A 14973-nucleotide genomic window follows, 5' to 3' on the forward strand; every position below is an offset into this window, starting at 1 on the left:
TCGAGCCAATGTCTCTTCAGGCGGAAAACACCAAGGGGGCGGCCGCCGGCCGCCCCGAGGGCGGCGGCTTTGCCGACCGCTTCTCCATGCACACCAAGCGCCTTGTCTGGGTCTGGACCTTCCTGGCGCTGCCGGTGCTGTTTTACAGCGTCATCCGGTTCTATCCGACACTCGACGCCTTCCGGCTGTCGCTGACGGACTGGAACCTGATGCGTCCGCCGAAATTCATCGGCTTCGAGAATTATACCAAGCTCTTCGCCGATCCGGATTTCTGGCAGGTGTTCAAGAACACCTTCGCCTATCTTATCTTCGGCACGCCGATCTCGCTGGTGTTGTCCTTCACCATCGCCTTTTTCCTCGATCGCGTGCGCTTCGGTCACGGCCTCATCCGCGCGCTTTATTTCATGCCGTTCCTGACGACGGCGGCGGCTATGGCCTGGGTCTGGCGCTGGTTCTATCAGCCGGCTCCCATCGGCGTGATCAACGATGTGCTCGCCGCCTTCGGCCTGCCGCAGCAGCCCTTCCTGCGCTCCACCACCCAGGCGCTGCCCTCGATCATGGTGACGGCGATCTGGGCCGGCCTCGGTTTCCAGATCATCATCTTCATGGCGGGGCTCCGCGCCATTCCGACGACCTTTTACGAGGCCGCGCGGATCGACGGGCTCGGCGAATGGGCGATCCTGCGCAAGATCACGCTGCCGCTTTTGAAGCCGACCACCGTCTTTCTGGTCGTGCTGTCATCCATCGGTTTCCTGAGGATCTTCGACCAGGTCTACAACATGACCACGAATGATCCGGGCGGTCCGCTTGGCACCACCAAGCCGCTCGTGCTGATGATCTACCAGTCTGCCTTCTCATCCTACCAGATGGGCTATGCGGCGGCGCAAACCGTGGTTCTTTTCCTCATTCTCCTCGTCATATCACTGCTGCAGCTCTGGATCCTGAGGGACAAGTCATGAGCGAACTTCGCCAACAGGACGCGGTCTCGCGTTACAAGCCGAAAGTGCGGCCGGGCAGGGTGCTGATGTGGACGCTGCTCTTCATCGGCGGCATCATCATGATCACGCCGCTGCTCTTCATGTTCTCCACATCGCTGAAGCCCGCAAGCCAGGTCTATGACCTGCGGCTGATCCCGCAGGACCCGACCTTTTCGAACTATGTGAAGGTGCTGACGACCACCGGCTTTGGGCGCTGGTTCTTCAACTCGCTGCTGATTGCCACCATCGTCACCTGCTCGAACGTGTTCTTCGACAGTCTTGTCGGCTACACGCTGGCGAAATTCCGCTTTCGCGGCCGCCGCTTCATCTTCCTCGCGATCCTCTCGACCCTGATGATCCCGACTGAAATGCTGGTGATCCCGTGGTATCTGATGTCGGCCAATTTCGGCTGGCTCGACAGCTATTGGGGCATCATGTTTCCCGGCATGATGACCGGGTTCGGCACCTTCCTGATGCGCCAGTTCTTCGAGGGTGTGCCGGATGACTTCATGGAAGCCGCCCGGATCGACGGGATGAACGAATTCGTCATCTGGTGGAAGATCGCCATGCCGCTCGTCGCGCCCGCGCTTTCGGCGCTTGCGATCTTCACCTTCCTCGGCAACTGGACCGCCTTCTTCTGGCCGCTGATTGTCACCACCTCGAGTGAGCTCTACACGCTGCCCGTCGGCCTTTCGAGCTTCGCCGTCGAAGCCGCGATCCAGTGGGAGATGATCATGACAGGGGCGGCGCTTGCGACCATACCCACGCTTCTCGTCTTCCTCATCTTCCAGCGCTACATCGTGCGCGGCGTGATGCTGGCGGGCGTCAAGGGATAAGAAAATGCAGAACCCAGCCAACAACGACACCACGCAATTTCCCGATCCCGTGTATAAGGAAACGGTCCTCAAACCGCTGTTCGACGGTGCGAAGACGCATTTCGTCGACGGTTTCCGCGCCATTGATCGCGCTCATCTGGTGATGCTCGCCGAAACCGGCATTCTCACCGCCGAACAGGCCGGAAAGATTGCCGACGCGCTGGTCGCCATCGATGCCGAAGTCGAACCTGCCGCGCTCGAATATACCGGCGAGGTCGAGGACTTCTTCTTTCTGATCGAGAAGGAACTGAAAACCCGGCTCGGGCCTGATCTCGGCGGACGCCTGCACACTGCCCGCTCGCGCAACGATATCGACCACACGCTGTTCAAGCTCGGCCTGCGCCGCTATATCGACGTCGCGCTCGGCAAGGCGCTCGGCCTGCTTTCGGCGATGATCGACACGGCGGAGCGCGAGAAGGCGACGCTGATCGTTGCCTATACCCACGGCCAGCCCGCGCAGCCGACCACCTTCGGCCATTATCTCGGCGCCGCCATCGAGGTGCTGTCGCGCGATATCGCGCGGCTTTTCGAGGCCCGCAGGACGGTCGATCTGTCGCCGATGGGCGCCGCCGCGATCACCACATCGGGGTTCCCGATCGACCGCCATATGATGTCGGAGCTGCTAGGGTTTTCGGCGCCGCTGCAGAATTCCTATAGCTGCATCGCCGCCGTCGACTATGTGACCGGCGTCTATTCGGCGCTCGAACTCATGTTTCTTCACCTCGGCCGGTTGATCCAGGATTTCCAGTTCTGGACCAGCTTCGAGGTCGGCCAGCTCTATGTGCCGAACGCGCTGGTGCAGATATCCTCGATCATGCCGCAGAAGCGCAACCCGGTGCCGATCGAACATATGCGCCATCTCGCAAGCCAGACTGTCGGCCGGGCGCAGACGGTGCTGACGGTGATGCACAACACGCCGTTCACCGACATGAACGACAGCGAGGGCGAGACCCAGGCGATGGGCTATCAGGCCTTCGAGACAGGCTTCCGGGTGCTTGATCTGATGGCCAGCCTGATCTCGGCCGTCCGGATCAATGGCGAGCGGGTGGCGGCCAATCTCGACCGCTCCTGCATCACCATCACCGAGCTTGCGGATTCGCTGGTGCGGCGCGAGCAGCTCTCCTTCCGCCAGGCCCACGAGATTGCTGCCGACGTCGCCCGCGCCGTCGTTGCCGCCTCCGGCGCACTCGCAAGCGATGGCTATGCGCCCTTCCGCAAGGCCTTCGCCGCCCATGCCGGACGCGAGACCGCGCTGGATGAGGCCGCCTTCCGAGAGATCGTCTCTCCCGAATATTTTGTCAGCGTGCGCGCCCGTTACGGCGGGCCGGCGGAAGAGCCGCTCGGCAACGCCATTGCCGGCTACCGCCATACGCTCGGGAACTATCAGCAACAGGCCGATGAGCAGGCCGCCCGCCTGGCGGCGGCAAGCGCGGAGCTCGCTGCCCGCTTCGAACGGTTGAGGGGAAAAGCATAATGGCTTCAATCGCACTGGAAAAACTGGTTAAGCGTTACGACAAGGTCGAAGCGGTTCATGGCATCGATCTCGAGATCGCCGATGGCGAGTTCGTGGTGTTCGTCGGCCCGTCCGGCTGCGGCAAGTCGACGACCCTCCGCATGATCGCGGGGCTGGAGGAAATCTCCGGCGGTACGCTCCGGATCGGCGGCGACGTGGTCAATGAGCGCGCGCCAAAAGCCCGCAACATCGCGATGGTGTTCCAGAACTACGCCATCTATCCGCATCTGACCGTGCGCCAGAATATTGGCTTCGGCCTCTACACCGCGAAGCTTTCCAAGGAAGAGAAAAATGCCCGGATCGATGAGACGGCCCGGATTCTCGGCCTCACCCATTATCTCGAACGCCGCCCGGCGGCGCTTTCCGGTGGCCAGCGCCAGCGGGTCGCGATCGGCAGGGCGATGGTGCGCAATCCGTCAGCCTTCCTGTTCGACGAGCCCTTGTCCAACCTCGACGCCCAGCTACGCGCCCAGATGCGCATCGAGATCAAGAAGTTGCATCAGGAGCTGAAGACCACCACCGTCTATGTCACCCACGACCAGATCGAGGCCATGACCATGGCCGACCGGATCGTGGTGATGAAGGACGGCAATATCCTGCAGACCGGCACGCCGGTGGAGCTTTACGAACATCCCGCCGACGTGTTCACCGCCCGTTTCATCGGCTCGCCGTCGATGAACATGCTGAAGGCCGGAAATCTCGGTGAACCCGGCGAGGCCATCGCGGAAGGCCGCGATGTGCTCGTCGGCATCCGCCCACATGATCTCGTCGCCGTCGTTGATGGCGAAGCGCCGCCGGATGCGATCCTGACGCTTCAAGGCAAGGTCGAGGCGGTCGAGCCGCTCGGGCCGGAAACGATGGTGCATCTCGTTGTTGGCGGCGAGAACGTGATCGCCACCTCGCCGGGCACGGTGTCGCCGGCGGTCGGCGCGGCGGTCACATGCGCCGTCATGCCGGGAAAACTCTATCTGTTCGACGCCAAGACGGAAAAGAGCCTGGGCCGCAGATGACAGCCGGACATGATGAAGGGTCGGCCGTCCTCTGCGTCGGCCGGATTTACTGCGACCTGATCTTTACCGGGCTTCCGCGCATGCCGGTGCTGGGGCGCGAGGTGTTTGCCGACGATCTGACGATTGCCGCCGGCGGTGGAGCCTTCATCTCGGCCGCGCATTTCGTCGATGTCGGCCGCCATGCAGCCCTTGTCGGACGCCTTGGCCGCGACGCGATGTCGATGGCGATTGATCCCCAGCTTCAGGACAGCGGCATCGACATTTCCTTTGTGGAACGCGCCGATGATGCCGGGCCGCAGCTTACCGTCGCCTCGGTGATCGGTTCGGAACGCGCCTTCCTGACACGGAGGGCAGGGGCGGCGGAGCCATCCACGCTTGATGCGGCTCTTGCGTGGCCGCGCGCCCGCCATCTGCACATTGCCGAATATGCGACGCTTGCCGAAATGCCGGACCTCGTCACCCGCGCCAAAGCCGCCGGCCTCACGGTCTCGCTCGATCCGAGCTGGGATGATGCGCTGATCGGTGATCCGTCATTGCTGGAAAATTGCCGGGGCGTGGACGTTTTTCTGCCGAACCTCGAGGAGGCCCGTGCGATCACCGGCGAGCGCGACCCGACCGCCATGCTGGACGTTTTGAAGGCGCGTTTTCCCTATGTCAGCATCAAGGCCGGTGAGGGGGGCGGCTATGCCGCTTCCACCGAGCAGGTCCTGCATCACCCGGCGGAAACCGTCCCGGTCGTCGACACCACCGGCGCGGGCGATGCCTTCAACGCCGGTTTCGTCAATGGCTGGCTTTCCGGGGCGCAACTGCCCGCAGCCCTTGCCGCCGCGATCCGGGCCGGCAGCCGCGCCGTTCAGGTCGCCGGCGGCGCCGTGCGGCGAAAGGTCTGAGCCCTTTGACCGCCCTGTTTCCGCGCCCCGGTTACGGCGTCTGCTTTTTTCAGCGGAAAAACAACGAGCGTCTTGATCGACGTGCGAAAAACGCCTATCAGGGCCGGACCGGAGAGGTGGCCGAGTGGTCGAAGGCGCTCCCCTGCTAAGGGAGTATACCAGAGATGGTATCGAGGGTTCGAATCCCTTCCTCTCCGCCATGGATTTTTGCAAAAATTCGAGGTTAAACTCCCTGATTGCGTTTGCTGTAGCGGACCAATGGTGAGATAGCGGGCCTGTGGCATTTACGTTCAGACAGTTGCAGTATTTCGTTGCCGTGGCCGAACAGGGCACGGTTTCGGGCGCGGCCCATGTCATGTCGGTCTCGCAATCCTCGATCACGGGGGCGGTGAAGGAGCTGGAGCGCGATCTGGGCGTCAGCCTGTTCGAGCGCCACTCGCGCGGCCTGACCATCACCCAGCAGGGGCACCAGTTTCTCCGGCATGCGACGAAAATCCTGTCCGATGTCGCCGAGGCGCGCACGGTGTTCGATGCGGCGACCGCCGAGACCACCGGCACGCTTCATCTGGGCGTAACCTCGCTGGTCGCAGGCTATGTCCTGTCCGACCTTCTCTCCCGCTATCGCCGCGCCTTTCCCGCTGTCACGGTGACCACGATGGAGGATGACGGCAGCTATCTCGAACATCTCCTGGTCGGCGGCGAGGTCGATGTGGCGGTGATGTTCATCAACAATCTCAGGGACCAGCAGGCGCTGCGGTCCCAGGCGCTGGAAATGTCGCCTTTCAGTCTCTGGTTGCCAAGCGGCCATCCCTTGGTCGGGCGCGAGTCGATTACCATGGCCGATATCGTCGAGGAGCCGCTGATCATGCTGACGGTCGATGAAATCGAGGAGGCGACCCGCAAGCTGCTCGCAGCCTTCGGCGCGCGACCGCGGGTCGCCTTTCGCACCCGTTCGGTCGAGGCCGTGCGCAGCCTTGTCGCGACCGGCGCTGGCGTGGCAATCCTGCCGGATATGATCTACCGGCCCTGGTCGCTTGAAGGGGACCGGATCGAGGTGCGCGATATCTCCGCGAGCCTGCCGGCGGTCCATGTCGGGATGATCTGGCGGCGCGGCCTGTCGCTCTCGGAGCCGCTCAAACACTTTATTGAGCTCGCTCAGGCGCAGCGCATCCCCCGATTGCGGTAGAAAATCGGTAATTCTTCAAGCTACTTACGCAGTGAATTCGGAAAAACCGAAATCACTGTCGATATAAAAGAAATTGTGAAAGCGAAGTTTCCCGCTAGAGTTTTGAGGAGAGGCCGAAAACGGCTGCGATCCAAAAAAGGGGAACATTGATGAGAAAATTGTTGTGCCTTTCAACCGCGCTGACGCTGGTTTTCGGCGCTACTGTGCCCGCCTTTTCCGCCGATATGAAAACCGAAATCGGTCCCGGCGAGGGCGAAGTCGATATCGTTGCCTGGGCGGGCTATATCGAAAGCGGCGAAACCGATGCCGCCTATGACTGGGTGAGCGCGTTCGAAGAAGAGACCGGCTGCATGGTCAACGTCAAGACCGCCGCGACCTCCGATGAAATGGTGGCGCTGATGAACGAGGGTGGTTTCGACCTCGTGACCGCCTCCGGCGACGCCTCGCTGCGACTGATCGCGGGAAACAGGGTTCAGCCCATCAACACCGATCTGATCAAGGGCTGGGCCACGCTCGATGACCGGCTGAAGGACGCGGCCTGGTTCACGGTCGATGGCGTCCATTACGGCGTTCCCTATCAGTGGGGTCCGAATGTGCTGATGTACAACACCGATGTGTTCACCACGCCGCCGGACAGCTGGAACGTCGTTTTCGAGGAAATGACCCTGCCTGACGGACAGTCCAACAAGGGCCGCGTCGAGGCCTATGACGGGCCGATCCATATCGCCGATGCCGCCAACTATCTGATGAGCCACAAGCCCGAACTCGGCATCAAGGATCCCTACGAGCTGAACGAGGACCAGTATGCCGCCGCCCTCGATCTGCTGCGCCAGCAGCGCGAACTCGTCACCCGCTACTGGCACGATGCCTATGTGCAGATGGACGATTTCAAGAATGAGGGCGTCGTCGCGTCCGGCTCATGGCCGTTCCAGGTCAACATGCTTGCCTATGAGGAACAGCCCGTTGCCTCGGTGATCCCGAAGGAAGGCGCGACCGGCTGGGCGGACACGACGATGCTTCACGCGGACGCTGCCCATCCCAATTGCGCCTATATGTGGATGGAGCATTCGTTGTCGCCGAAGGTTCAGGGCGATGTCGCGGCCTGGTTCGGCTCCAATCCGGTGGTGCCGGCGGCCTGCAAGGGCAATGAACTGTTGACCGATGAAGGCTGCTCCACCAACGGATTTGACGATTTCGACAAGATCAAGTTCTGGCGCACCCCGGTCACCAAGTGCGAAAGCCAGGAAAGCTGCGTTCCCTATTACCGCTGGGTCTCCGATTATATCGCGGTGCTGGGCGGCCGGTAGGCCGCTTCTCGCGAAGCTGAAACGCGCCTTACCCTCAGCAACCAATGGCCGGTCAAACCCGTGCCATTGCCGGCGGCATGATCTTTGCCGCCGGTGGTCGCCAAGCGGATGATCAAACTTATGAATGCCATCGAACTTGAGAATGTCAGCCGGGTTTTCGGCTCGGTCCGCGCCGTTGACGGCGTCGATCTGGCGGTGGGGGCAGGAGAGTTCTTCGCCCTGCTCGGGCCGTCGGGCTCCGGCAAGACAACCTGCCTGCGCATGATTGCCGGTTTTGAAAAGCCGAGCGCGGGGCGGCTATCGCTGTTCGGCGAGGATATCGCCGCCGTGCCGCCATGGCGGCGGGACGTCAATACCGTGTTTCAGGACTACGCGCTGTTTCCGCACATGAGCGTCCGCGACAACGTCGCCTACGGTCTGATGGTGCGCGGTGTCGCCCGGGCGGAACGCTACCGGGAGGCCGAAAAGGCACTGGCGATGGTCAAGCTGCCCGATATGGGCGGGCGCAAGCCATCGGAGCTTTCCGGCGGTCAGCGCCAGCGCGTGGCACTGGCGCGGGCGCTGGTCAACCGGCCCAAAGTGCTGCTGCTCGACGAGCCGCTCGGCGCGCTCGACCTGAAGCTCAGGGAGCAGATGCAGGAAGAATTGCGGCTTCTTCAAAAGCAGCTTGGCATCTCGTTCGTCTTCGTCACCCATGATCAGGGGGAGGCGCTCTCCATGGCGGACCGGGTGGCGGTGTTCAACAAGGGCAAGATCGTGCAGGCCGGCACGCCCGAAGAGATCTACAACCGGCCAAAGACGCGTTTCGTTGCCGATTTTGTCGGCTCCTCCAACGTGCTGTCACCGGGTTTCGCCGCCCGCCATGGGGCAGGCGACCATGCCGTCAGTCTCAGGCCGGAAAAGATCCAGCTTGGCGAAGGGAGGGGCGCGGACGAGATCACCGTGACGGCGCGGCTTCTGACCGTCAATTATTTCGGCGCGACCAAGCGGCTTGCGATGGAGGTCGAGGGCGAGCGGCTGCATGCCGCCGTTTCCGCCGACGCACCGGTTTCCGGCGAGCAGGTCGCCGTGCACTGGCGCAGGGATGACATGTGGGTGCTGGCATCATGATCGCTGATGGTCTCGGCAGACGGGCACATCCCGCGAAGCTGCGCATTGCCGCCGGCGATCTGTTCTGGCGACGGCCGGGCCTGCTTGCCGCCGCCCTGCTGTTGCCGCCGCTTCTGTGGCTCGGCATCGTCTATATCGGCGCGCTGCTCAACCTTCTGGCGCAAAGCTTCTTCTCGATCGACGAGTTTTCCGGTCTCGTCATTCACCAGTTCACGCTGAAATCCTATCTGGAGCTTTTGCGCCCGGCCAATGCCGATATCATCCTGCGCACCCTTGTCATGGCGGCGAGCGTCACGCTGGCAAGTGCGGTCATTGCCTTCCCGATCGCCTATTACGCCGCGCGCTATGCCAGGGGAAAGGCCAAGGCGCTGTTCTATCTCGGCGCCATGCTGCCGCTGTGGTCGTCCTATCTGGTCAAGGTCTATGCCTGGAAGCTCATTCTCGCCAAGGAGGGTATCCTCACCTGGGTGCTGTCGAAACTGCATCTGACCTTTCTGCTTGACGGTCTGCTGGCGCTGCCGGCGGTTGGCGGTTCGTCGCTGTCGGTGAGCTTTCTCGGCACCTTCATCGTTTTCGTCTATATCTGGCTGCCCTATATGATCCTGCCGATGCAGGCGGCGCTGGAGCGCGTGCCGATGAACCTGATCGAGGCTTCGGCCGATCTCGGCGCAAACGGCGGCGCGACCTTTCGCCATGTGATCCTGCCGCTGGCGCTGCCCGGCGCGGTCGCCGGCTCGATCTTCACCTTCTCGCTGACGCTCGGCGATTACATCATCCCGCAGATCGTCGGCCCGTCGCGGCTGTTCATTGGCCAGGCGGTCTATGTGCAGCAGGGCACCGCCGGCAATGTACCGCTGGCCGCCGCCTTCTCGGTGGTGCCGATTGTCATCATGGTCATCTATCTGGCGCTGGCCAAAAAAGCGGGGGCGTTCAATGCACTCTGATGTTCGCAGCCCCCTGATGCTCAGGCTCGCGGCCTTTGGCGGGCTCTTGTTCCTGCATCTGCCGATCCTGCTGATCTTTGTCTATGCCTTCACGACGGAAGAACGCTCCTATCAGTGGCCGCCGCCGGGGCTGACGCTCAGATGGTTTGCCGCCACCTGGAACCGTCCCGATGTCTGGGCAGCGCTTGGCCTGTCGCTGCGCGTTGCCGCCATTGCCACGGGGGTAGCGCTCGTGCTTGGCACGCTGGCGGCGGCTGCCGTCTCGCGCACGCGGTTTTTCGGCCGCGAGAGCATTTCGCTTCTGGTCATCCTGCCGATCGCATTGCCGGGGATCGTCACCGGCATCGCCTTGCGCACAGCCTTTGGCGAGGCGGGCATTCCCTTCTCGATCTGGACCATCGTCATCGGCCACGCCACCTTTTGCGTGGTGACGGTCTACAACAATGCGGTTGCCCGGTTTCGCCGGACATCGTCATCGCTGATCGAGGCGTCGATGGATCTCGGCGCGGACGGTTTCGCCACCTTCTGGCATGTGGTCCTGCCGCATATCGCAACGGCGCTTCTGGCCGGCGGCATGCTGGCCTTCGCGCTGTCCTTCGATGAGGTGATCGTGACGACGTTTACCGCGGGCCAGCAGCAGACCCTGCCGATCTGGATGCTGGAAGAGCTGATCCGCCCGCGCGAAAGGCCGGTCACCAATGTGGTGGCCATGGTTGTCGTGCTGGTCACCTTCTTCCCGATCCTTCTTGCCTATTACCTGACCCGCGGCGCCGAGGACATCGGCGGGAGCGGAAAATGAACCAACGGAGCTTCGACATGGAAAAACAAATGCTGATCGGCGCCGACCTTGTGAACGGGGAGGAGCAGAGCGAAACCGTCCTCAATCCGAAGACCGGAGAGCTGATCGCTGAATTGCCGGAAGCATCCGCCGACCAGATCGACCGGGCGGTAGGCGCGGCGACGAAAGCCTTTGCCGGCTGGTCGCGCACGACGCCGGCAACGCGGTCGGCCTATCTGCTGGCGATCGCGGAGAGGATCGAGAAGGAGGCGGAAAGCTTCGCCGCGCTCGAGGCGCTCAATTGCGGCAAACCGATCAATGCGGTGCTCCAGGACGAGATCCCGGCGATCGTCGATTGCTATCGCTTCTTCGCCGGCGCGATCCGCACCCAGCAGGGCATGATTGCCGGCGAATATCTGGATGGCTTCACCTCCATGATCCGGCGTGATCCCGTCGGCGTCATCGGCTCGATTGCGCCGTGGAACTATCCGTTGATGATGATGGCCTGGAAGCTGGCGCCTGCCCTTGCCGGGGGCAATACGGTGGTGTTCAAACCCTCCGAGCAGACCCCGCTGACCGCGCTGAAGCTGGCAAAGGTAATGGCCGAGATCCTGCCGGAAGGCGTGGTCAATGTCGTGCTCGGGCGCGGCGAGACGGTCGGCAACGGACTGATCAACCATTCCGGCGTGCACATGGTGTCGATCACGGGCGACATCGCCACCGGCCGCAAGATCCTGCAGGCCGCGGCCAAGACCGTGAAGCGCACCCATCTGGAGCTCGGCGGCAAGGCGCCGGTGATCGTCTATGGCGATGCCGATATCGAGGCGGTGGTCGAGGGCATCCGCACATTCGGCTATTACAATGCCGGGCAGGATTGCACCGCCGCCTGCCGCATCTATGCGGAAAAGTCGATCTACGACAGGCTCGTCGCCGATCTGTCGAGCGCGGTATCGACCATTTGCTACAATGATCCCGACGATACCAAGAATGAGATCGGCCCGCTGATTTCCGAACGCCAGCGCGACCGGGTGGCAAGCTTTGTCCAGCGCGCGCTGGATACCGGACATATCGAACTGGCCACCGGCGGCGCGGTGCCGGAAGGGCCGGGCTTCTTCTATCAGCCGACGGTGGTTGCCAATGCCAATCAGGATGATGAGATCGTCCGCCGCGAGGTGTTCGGTCCCGTCGTCTCCGTGACGCCATTTACCGCCGAAGACGATGTGATCGGCTGGGCCAATGATTCCAATTACGGTCTGGCCTCGTCGGTCTGGACGAAGGATGTCGGCAAGGCGATGGCGGCATCTGCTGCGCTGCGCTATGGCTGCACCTGGGTCAACACCCATTTCATGCTGTGCAATGAAATGCCCCATGGCGGGTTGAAGCAATCCGGCTACGGCAAGGATATGTCGCAATATGCGCTGGAAGACTACACGGTCGTCCGCCATGTGATGATCAGTCACGGCTAGAGCGCGACAAAGCCAGACTAAAGCCCCGATCTCCCCTTTATGCCGGGGAGATCGGAGATATTGCGGAAAGCGGAGGCGTCGGGTTACGAAACCCCGCCGAGGCAGAGATATTTGATCTCCAGATAGTCCTCGATCCCGTATTTCGAGCCCTCGCGGCCAAGGCCGGACTGCTTGACGCCGCCGAATGGGGCGACTTCGGTGGAAATCAGGCCGGTATTGATGCCGACCATGCCGGTTTCAAGCGCTTCGGCCACGCGGAAGACGCGGGCAAGGTCGCGGGCGTAGAAATAGCCGGCAAGGCCGAACTCGCTGTCATTGGCCATCGCGATCACCTCGTCTTCGCTCTCGAAGCGAATGAGCGGCGCCACCGGGCCGAAGGTTTCCTCATGCGCGACCTTCATTTTCTAGGTCACGCCGGTCATGACGGTCGGCTCGAAGAAGGTTGCGCCGAGGTTCGAGCGGTTGCCGCCCGCAATCACCTTTGCACCCTTGGTGACGGCGTCGGTGATATGGTCCTCGACCTTTGCAAGCGCCAGGGGGCTGATCAGCGGGCCGACAGTGACGCCGTCTTCGAACCCGTCGCCGACCTTCAACGCGAGCACCTTTTCCTTCAGCTTCTCGGCGAAGGCATCATAGACGCCGGCCTGGACATAGATGCGGTTGGCGCAGACGCAGGTCTGGCCGTTGTTGCGGTATTTGGCGATCATCGCACCCTCGACGGCGGCATCGAGATCGGCATCGTCGAACACGATGAAGGGCGCGTTGCCGCCGAGCTCCAGCGACATTTTCTTGATCGTATCGGCGCATTGCCGCATCAGGATGCGGCCGACGCGGGTGGAGCCTGTGAAGGTGATTTTGGCGACCTTTTCGTTGGCGCAAAGCTCTTCGCCGGCCGCGGCGGCATCGGCGCAGGGGATCACGTTGAAGACGCCGGAGGGAATGCCGGCGCGCTCGGCAAGCACCGCCATGGCAAGCGCCGAGAGCGGGGTTAATTCGGCGGGCCGGGCAACGAAGGTGCAGCCGGCGGCAAGCGCGGGCGCGACCTTGCGGGCGATCATCGCGTTGGGAAAGTTCCACGGCGTGATCGCGCCGACCACGCCGACCGGCTGTTTCATCACGATGATGCGCTTGTCGGGCTGGTGGCCCGGTATGGTATCGCCATAGACGCGCTTGGCCTCTTCGCCAAACCATTCGATGAAGCTTGCGCCATAGAGGATTTCGCCGCGCGCTTCCGGCCAGGGCTTGCCCATTTCGGCTGTCAGGATGGTCGCTAGATCATCGGCGTTCTCGACCATCAGGTCATACCATTTGCGCAGAAAGCCGGCGCGCTCCTTGCCAGTCAACGCGGCCCAGGCGGGCTTTGCGGCATGGGCAGCATCGATCGCGGCGCGGATATCGTCGACGGAAAGATCGGCGACAGAGGCGATCTTCTCGCCCGAGGCGGGATTGAACACGTCGAAGGTTCGATCGCGTTCGATCCACGCGCCGTTGACAAAGGCGCGGTGCTCCAGAAGGGACGGGTCTTTCAGCTTCATGCCAGCCTCTCCTTCACGGCGGCAATCGATGCCTCGAGAATGTCGACGCCTTCGGCCAGCACCGCTTCCTCGATCGTCAGCGGGGCGAGGAAGCGGATGACATTGCCGTAAACGCCACAGGTGAGCAGGATCAGACCGCGCTTCTGCGCTTCCAGCCGGACGGCATTGGTCATGTCCGGGTTCGGCGCGCCGTCTTCCGTCATGAACTCGGCGGCGACCATGAAGCCCGGACCGCGGATCTCGGCGATTTCGGGCGTGGTCGCGCGGATCGCCTCAAGCCGCTGCTTGAGGTACGAGCCAAGCCGGTTGGCGCGGTTCAGGAGGTCTTCCTCCGCGATCACGTCGAGCACCGCGTTGGCGGCGGCGATCGACAGCGGATTGCCGCCATAGGTGCCGCCGAGCCCTCCGGGCCCGGCCGCATCCATCATCGACGCCCGGCCGGTGACGGCGGCAAGCGGCAGGCCGCCGCCGATGCCCTTGGCGATGGTCGTCAGGTCGGCGGCGACATCATAGGCTTCCATGGCGAAGAGATGCCCGGTGCGGCCGATGCCGGTCTGCACCTCGTCGGCGATCATGACGATGCCATGCTCGTCGCAGAGGGCGCGAATGGCGCGCATCAGTTCGGCGGGCGCCGGATAGAAGCCGCCTTCGCCCTGCACCGGCTCGATGATGATGGCGGCGACGCGGGCGGGGTCCAGATCGGTCTTGAACAGGGACTTCAGCGCCTTGAGGCTGTCCTCGACCGAGGTCTCGTGCAGTTCAGCGGGGTAGGGGATGTGGAACACATCCGGCATCATCGGCCCGAAGCCGGTCTTGTAGGGCGCGACCTTGCCGGTGAGCGACAGCGTCATGAAGGTGCGGCCATGGAACCCGCCGTTAAAGGCGATGACGGCGGAACGGCCTGTGGCGGCGCGCGCGACCTTGACGGCATTTTCAACCGCTTCGGCGCCGGTGGTGACGAACACGGTCTTCTTGTCGAAATCGCCGGGCACGGCGGCATTCAGCCGCTCGGCGAGCCGGATGTAATGCTCGTAGGGCAGCACCTGGTGGCAGGTGTGGGTGAAGCGCTTGAGCTGATCTTCCACCGCCGCCATCACCTTCGGATGGCAATGGCCGGTATTGACCACGGCGATGCCGGCGGCAAAGTCGATATAGCGCCGGCCCTCGACATCGAAGACTTCCGCGTTCTTGGCGCGGTCGACATAAATCTGCGTCTGCATGCCGACGCCGCGCGAAATGGCCGCGTCCCGCCGCGTGGCGATGTCCGAATTCAACATGAGCTGCTCCTGGTTTGGCGGTTCTTGCCGCTGTCTTAATGGCAGGAGCGTATGTGGCTTTCGATCGGTAAAAAAGTCTGTTTCTTGCTGAAGGCAAGATATTGA

At 62.6% G+C, this 14973-nt stretch carries 12 protein-coding genes, 1 tRNA gene and 1 pseudogene; 12 read left to right on the top strand and 2 right to left on the bottom strand.

Translation table 11 applies throughout. The features are described from left to right. Positions 1 to 8: 8 nt before the first annotated feature. The 12 genes from V6765_RS10325 to V6765_RS10380 all read left to right on the top strand — a co-directional run bounded on the left by V6765_RS10325 (position 9) and on the right by V6765_RS10380 (position 12056). Positions 9 to 959 carry a carbohydrate ABC transporter permease gene (locus V6765_RS10325; protein ID WP_448428389.1) on the top strand — a complete coding sequence of 317 codons (951 nt, stop codon included), beginning with the start codon at positions 9 to 11 and terminating at the stop codon, positions 957 to 959. Beyond that, positions 956 to 1813, top strand: coding sequence for a carbohydrate ABC transporter permease (locus V6765_RS10330; protein WP_448428391.1), 858 nt, complete (start codon positions 956 to 958; stop codon positions 1811 to 1813). Before V6765_RS10325 ends, V6765_RS10330 begins: the two co-directional genes overlap by 4 nt. A 4-nt stretch (positions 1814 to 1817) precedes the next feature. Next, positions 1818 to 3326 carry an argininosuccinate lyase gene (argH, locus tag V6765_RS10335; protein ID WP_448428393.1) on the top strand — a complete coding sequence of 503 codons (1509 nt, stop codon included), beginning with the start codon at positions 1818 to 1820 and terminating at the stop codon, positions 3324 to 3326. Then, positions 3326 to 4375 carry an ABC transporter ATP-binding protein gene (locus V6765_RS10340; RefSeq protein ID WP_448428395.1) on the top strand — a complete coding sequence of 350 codons (1050 nt, stop codon included), beginning with the start codon at positions 3326 to 3328 and terminating at the stop codon, positions 4373 to 4375. The genes argH and V6765_RS10340 overlap by 1 nt, the downstream gene beginning before the upstream one ends. Beyond that, positions 4372 to 5265, top strand: coding sequence for a carbohydrate kinase family protein (locus V6765_RS10345; RefSeq protein ID WP_448428397.1), 894 nt, complete (start codon positions 4372 to 4374; stop codon positions 5263 to 5265). The genes V6765_RS10340 and V6765_RS10345 overlap by 4 nt, the downstream gene beginning before the upstream one ends. A gap of 110 nt (positions 5266 to 5375) precedes the next feature. After that, positions 5376 to 5465 (top strand) — tRNA-Ser (locus tag V6765_RS10350). A gap of 77 nt (positions 5466 to 5542) precedes the next feature. Next, positions 5543 to 6451, top strand: a complete 909-nt coding sequence (locus V6765_RS10355; RefSeq protein WP_448428399.1) for a LysR family transcriptional regulator — start codon at positions 5543 to 5545, stop codon at positions 6449 to 6451. Between the two features lie 149 nt (positions 6452 to 6600). Continuing rightward, a complete protein-coding gene (locus V6765_RS10360) occupies positions 6601 to 7758 on the top strand; it encodes an ABC transporter substrate-binding protein (RefSeq protein WP_448428401.1) in 1158 nt (385 codons plus the stop codon). A 120-nt stretch (positions 7759 to 7878) separates the two neighbouring features. Then, a complete protein-coding gene (locus tag V6765_RS10365; protein ID WP_448428403.1) occupies positions 7879 to 8868 on the top strand; it encodes an ABC transporter ATP-binding protein in 990 nt (329 codons plus the stop codon). Continuing rightward, entirely contained in the window at positions 8865 to 9812 is a 948-nt protein-coding gene (locus V6765_RS10370) for an ABC transporter permease (protein ID WP_448428405.1), read from the top strand. The genes V6765_RS10365 and V6765_RS10370 overlap by 4 nt, the downstream gene beginning before the upstream one ends. Beyond that, positions 9802 to 10611, top strand: coding sequence for an ABC transporter permease (locus V6765_RS10375; RefSeq protein ID WP_448428407.1), 810 nt, complete (start codon positions 9802 to 9804; stop codon positions 10609 to 10611). The genes V6765_RS10370 and V6765_RS10375 overlap by 11 nt, the downstream gene beginning before the upstream one ends. Positions 10612 to 10628: 17 nt before the next feature. After that, positions 10629 to 12056, top strand: coding sequence for a gamma-aminobutyraldehyde dehydrogenase (locus tag V6765_RS10380; protein WP_448428409.1), 1428 nt, complete (start codon positions 10629 to 10631; stop codon positions 12054 to 12056). A gap of 83 nt (positions 12057 to 12139) precedes the next feature. Here the strand turns inward: V6765_RS10380 and V6765_RS10385 are convergent. After that, a pseudogene (locus V6765_RS10385) lies at positions 12140 to 13591 on the bottom strand (NAD-dependent succinate-semialdehyde dehydrogenase). Then, entirely contained in the window at positions 13588 to 14868 is a 1281-nt protein-coding gene (locus V6765_RS10390) for a 4-aminobutyrate--2-oxoglutarate transaminase (protein ID WP_448428411.1), read from the bottom strand. The pseudogene V6765_RS10385 and the gene V6765_RS10390 overlap by 4 nt, the downstream one beginning before the upstream one ends. Between the last annotated feature and the right edge of the window lie 105 nt (positions 14869 to 14973).

Source organism: Martelella sp. FOR1707, assembly GCF_053484265.1.

Coding starts and splice junctions, on each gene's coding strand:
- V6765_RS10325 (WP_448428389.1), top strand. CDS start 9: ATGTCTCTTCAGGCGGAAAACACCAAGGGGGCGGCCGCCGGCCGCCCC.
- V6765_RS10330 (WP_448428391.1), top strand. CDS start 956: ATGAGCGAACTTCGCCAACAGGACGCGGTCTCGCGTTACAAGCCGAAA.
- argH (WP_448428393.1), top strand. CDS start 1,818: ATGCAGAACCCAGCCAACAACGACACCACGCAATTTCCCGATCCCGTG.
- V6765_RS10340 (WP_448428395.1), top strand. CDS start 3,326: ATGGCTTCAATCGCACTGGAAAAACTGGTTAAGCGTTACGACAAGGTC.
- V6765_RS10345 (WP_448428397.1), top strand. CDS start 4,372: ATGACAGCCGGACATGATGAAGGGTCGGCCGTCCTCTGCGTCGGCCGG.
- V6765_RS10360 (WP_448428401.1), top strand. CDS start 6,601: ATGAGAAAATTGTTGTGCCTTTCAACCGCGCTGACGCTGGTTTTCGGC.
- V6765_RS10365 (WP_448428403.1), top strand. CDS start 7,879: ATGAATGCCATCGAACTTGAGAATGTCAGCCGGGTTTTCGGCTCGGTC.
- V6765_RS10370 (WP_448428405.1), top strand. CDS start 8,865: ATGATCGCTGATGGTCTCGGCAGACGGGCACATCCCGCGAAGCTGCGC.
- V6765_RS10375 (WP_448428407.1), top strand. CDS start 9,802: ATGCACTCTGATGTTCGCAGCCCCCTGATGCTCAGGCTCGCGGCCTTT.
- V6765_RS10380 (WP_448428409.1), top strand. CDS start 10,629: ATGGAAAAACAAATGCTGATCGGCGCCGACCTTGTGAACGGGGAGGAG.
- V6765_RS10390 (WP_448428411.1), bottom strand. CDS start 14,868: ATGTTGAATTCGGACATCGCCACGCGGCGGGACGCGGCCATTTCGCGC.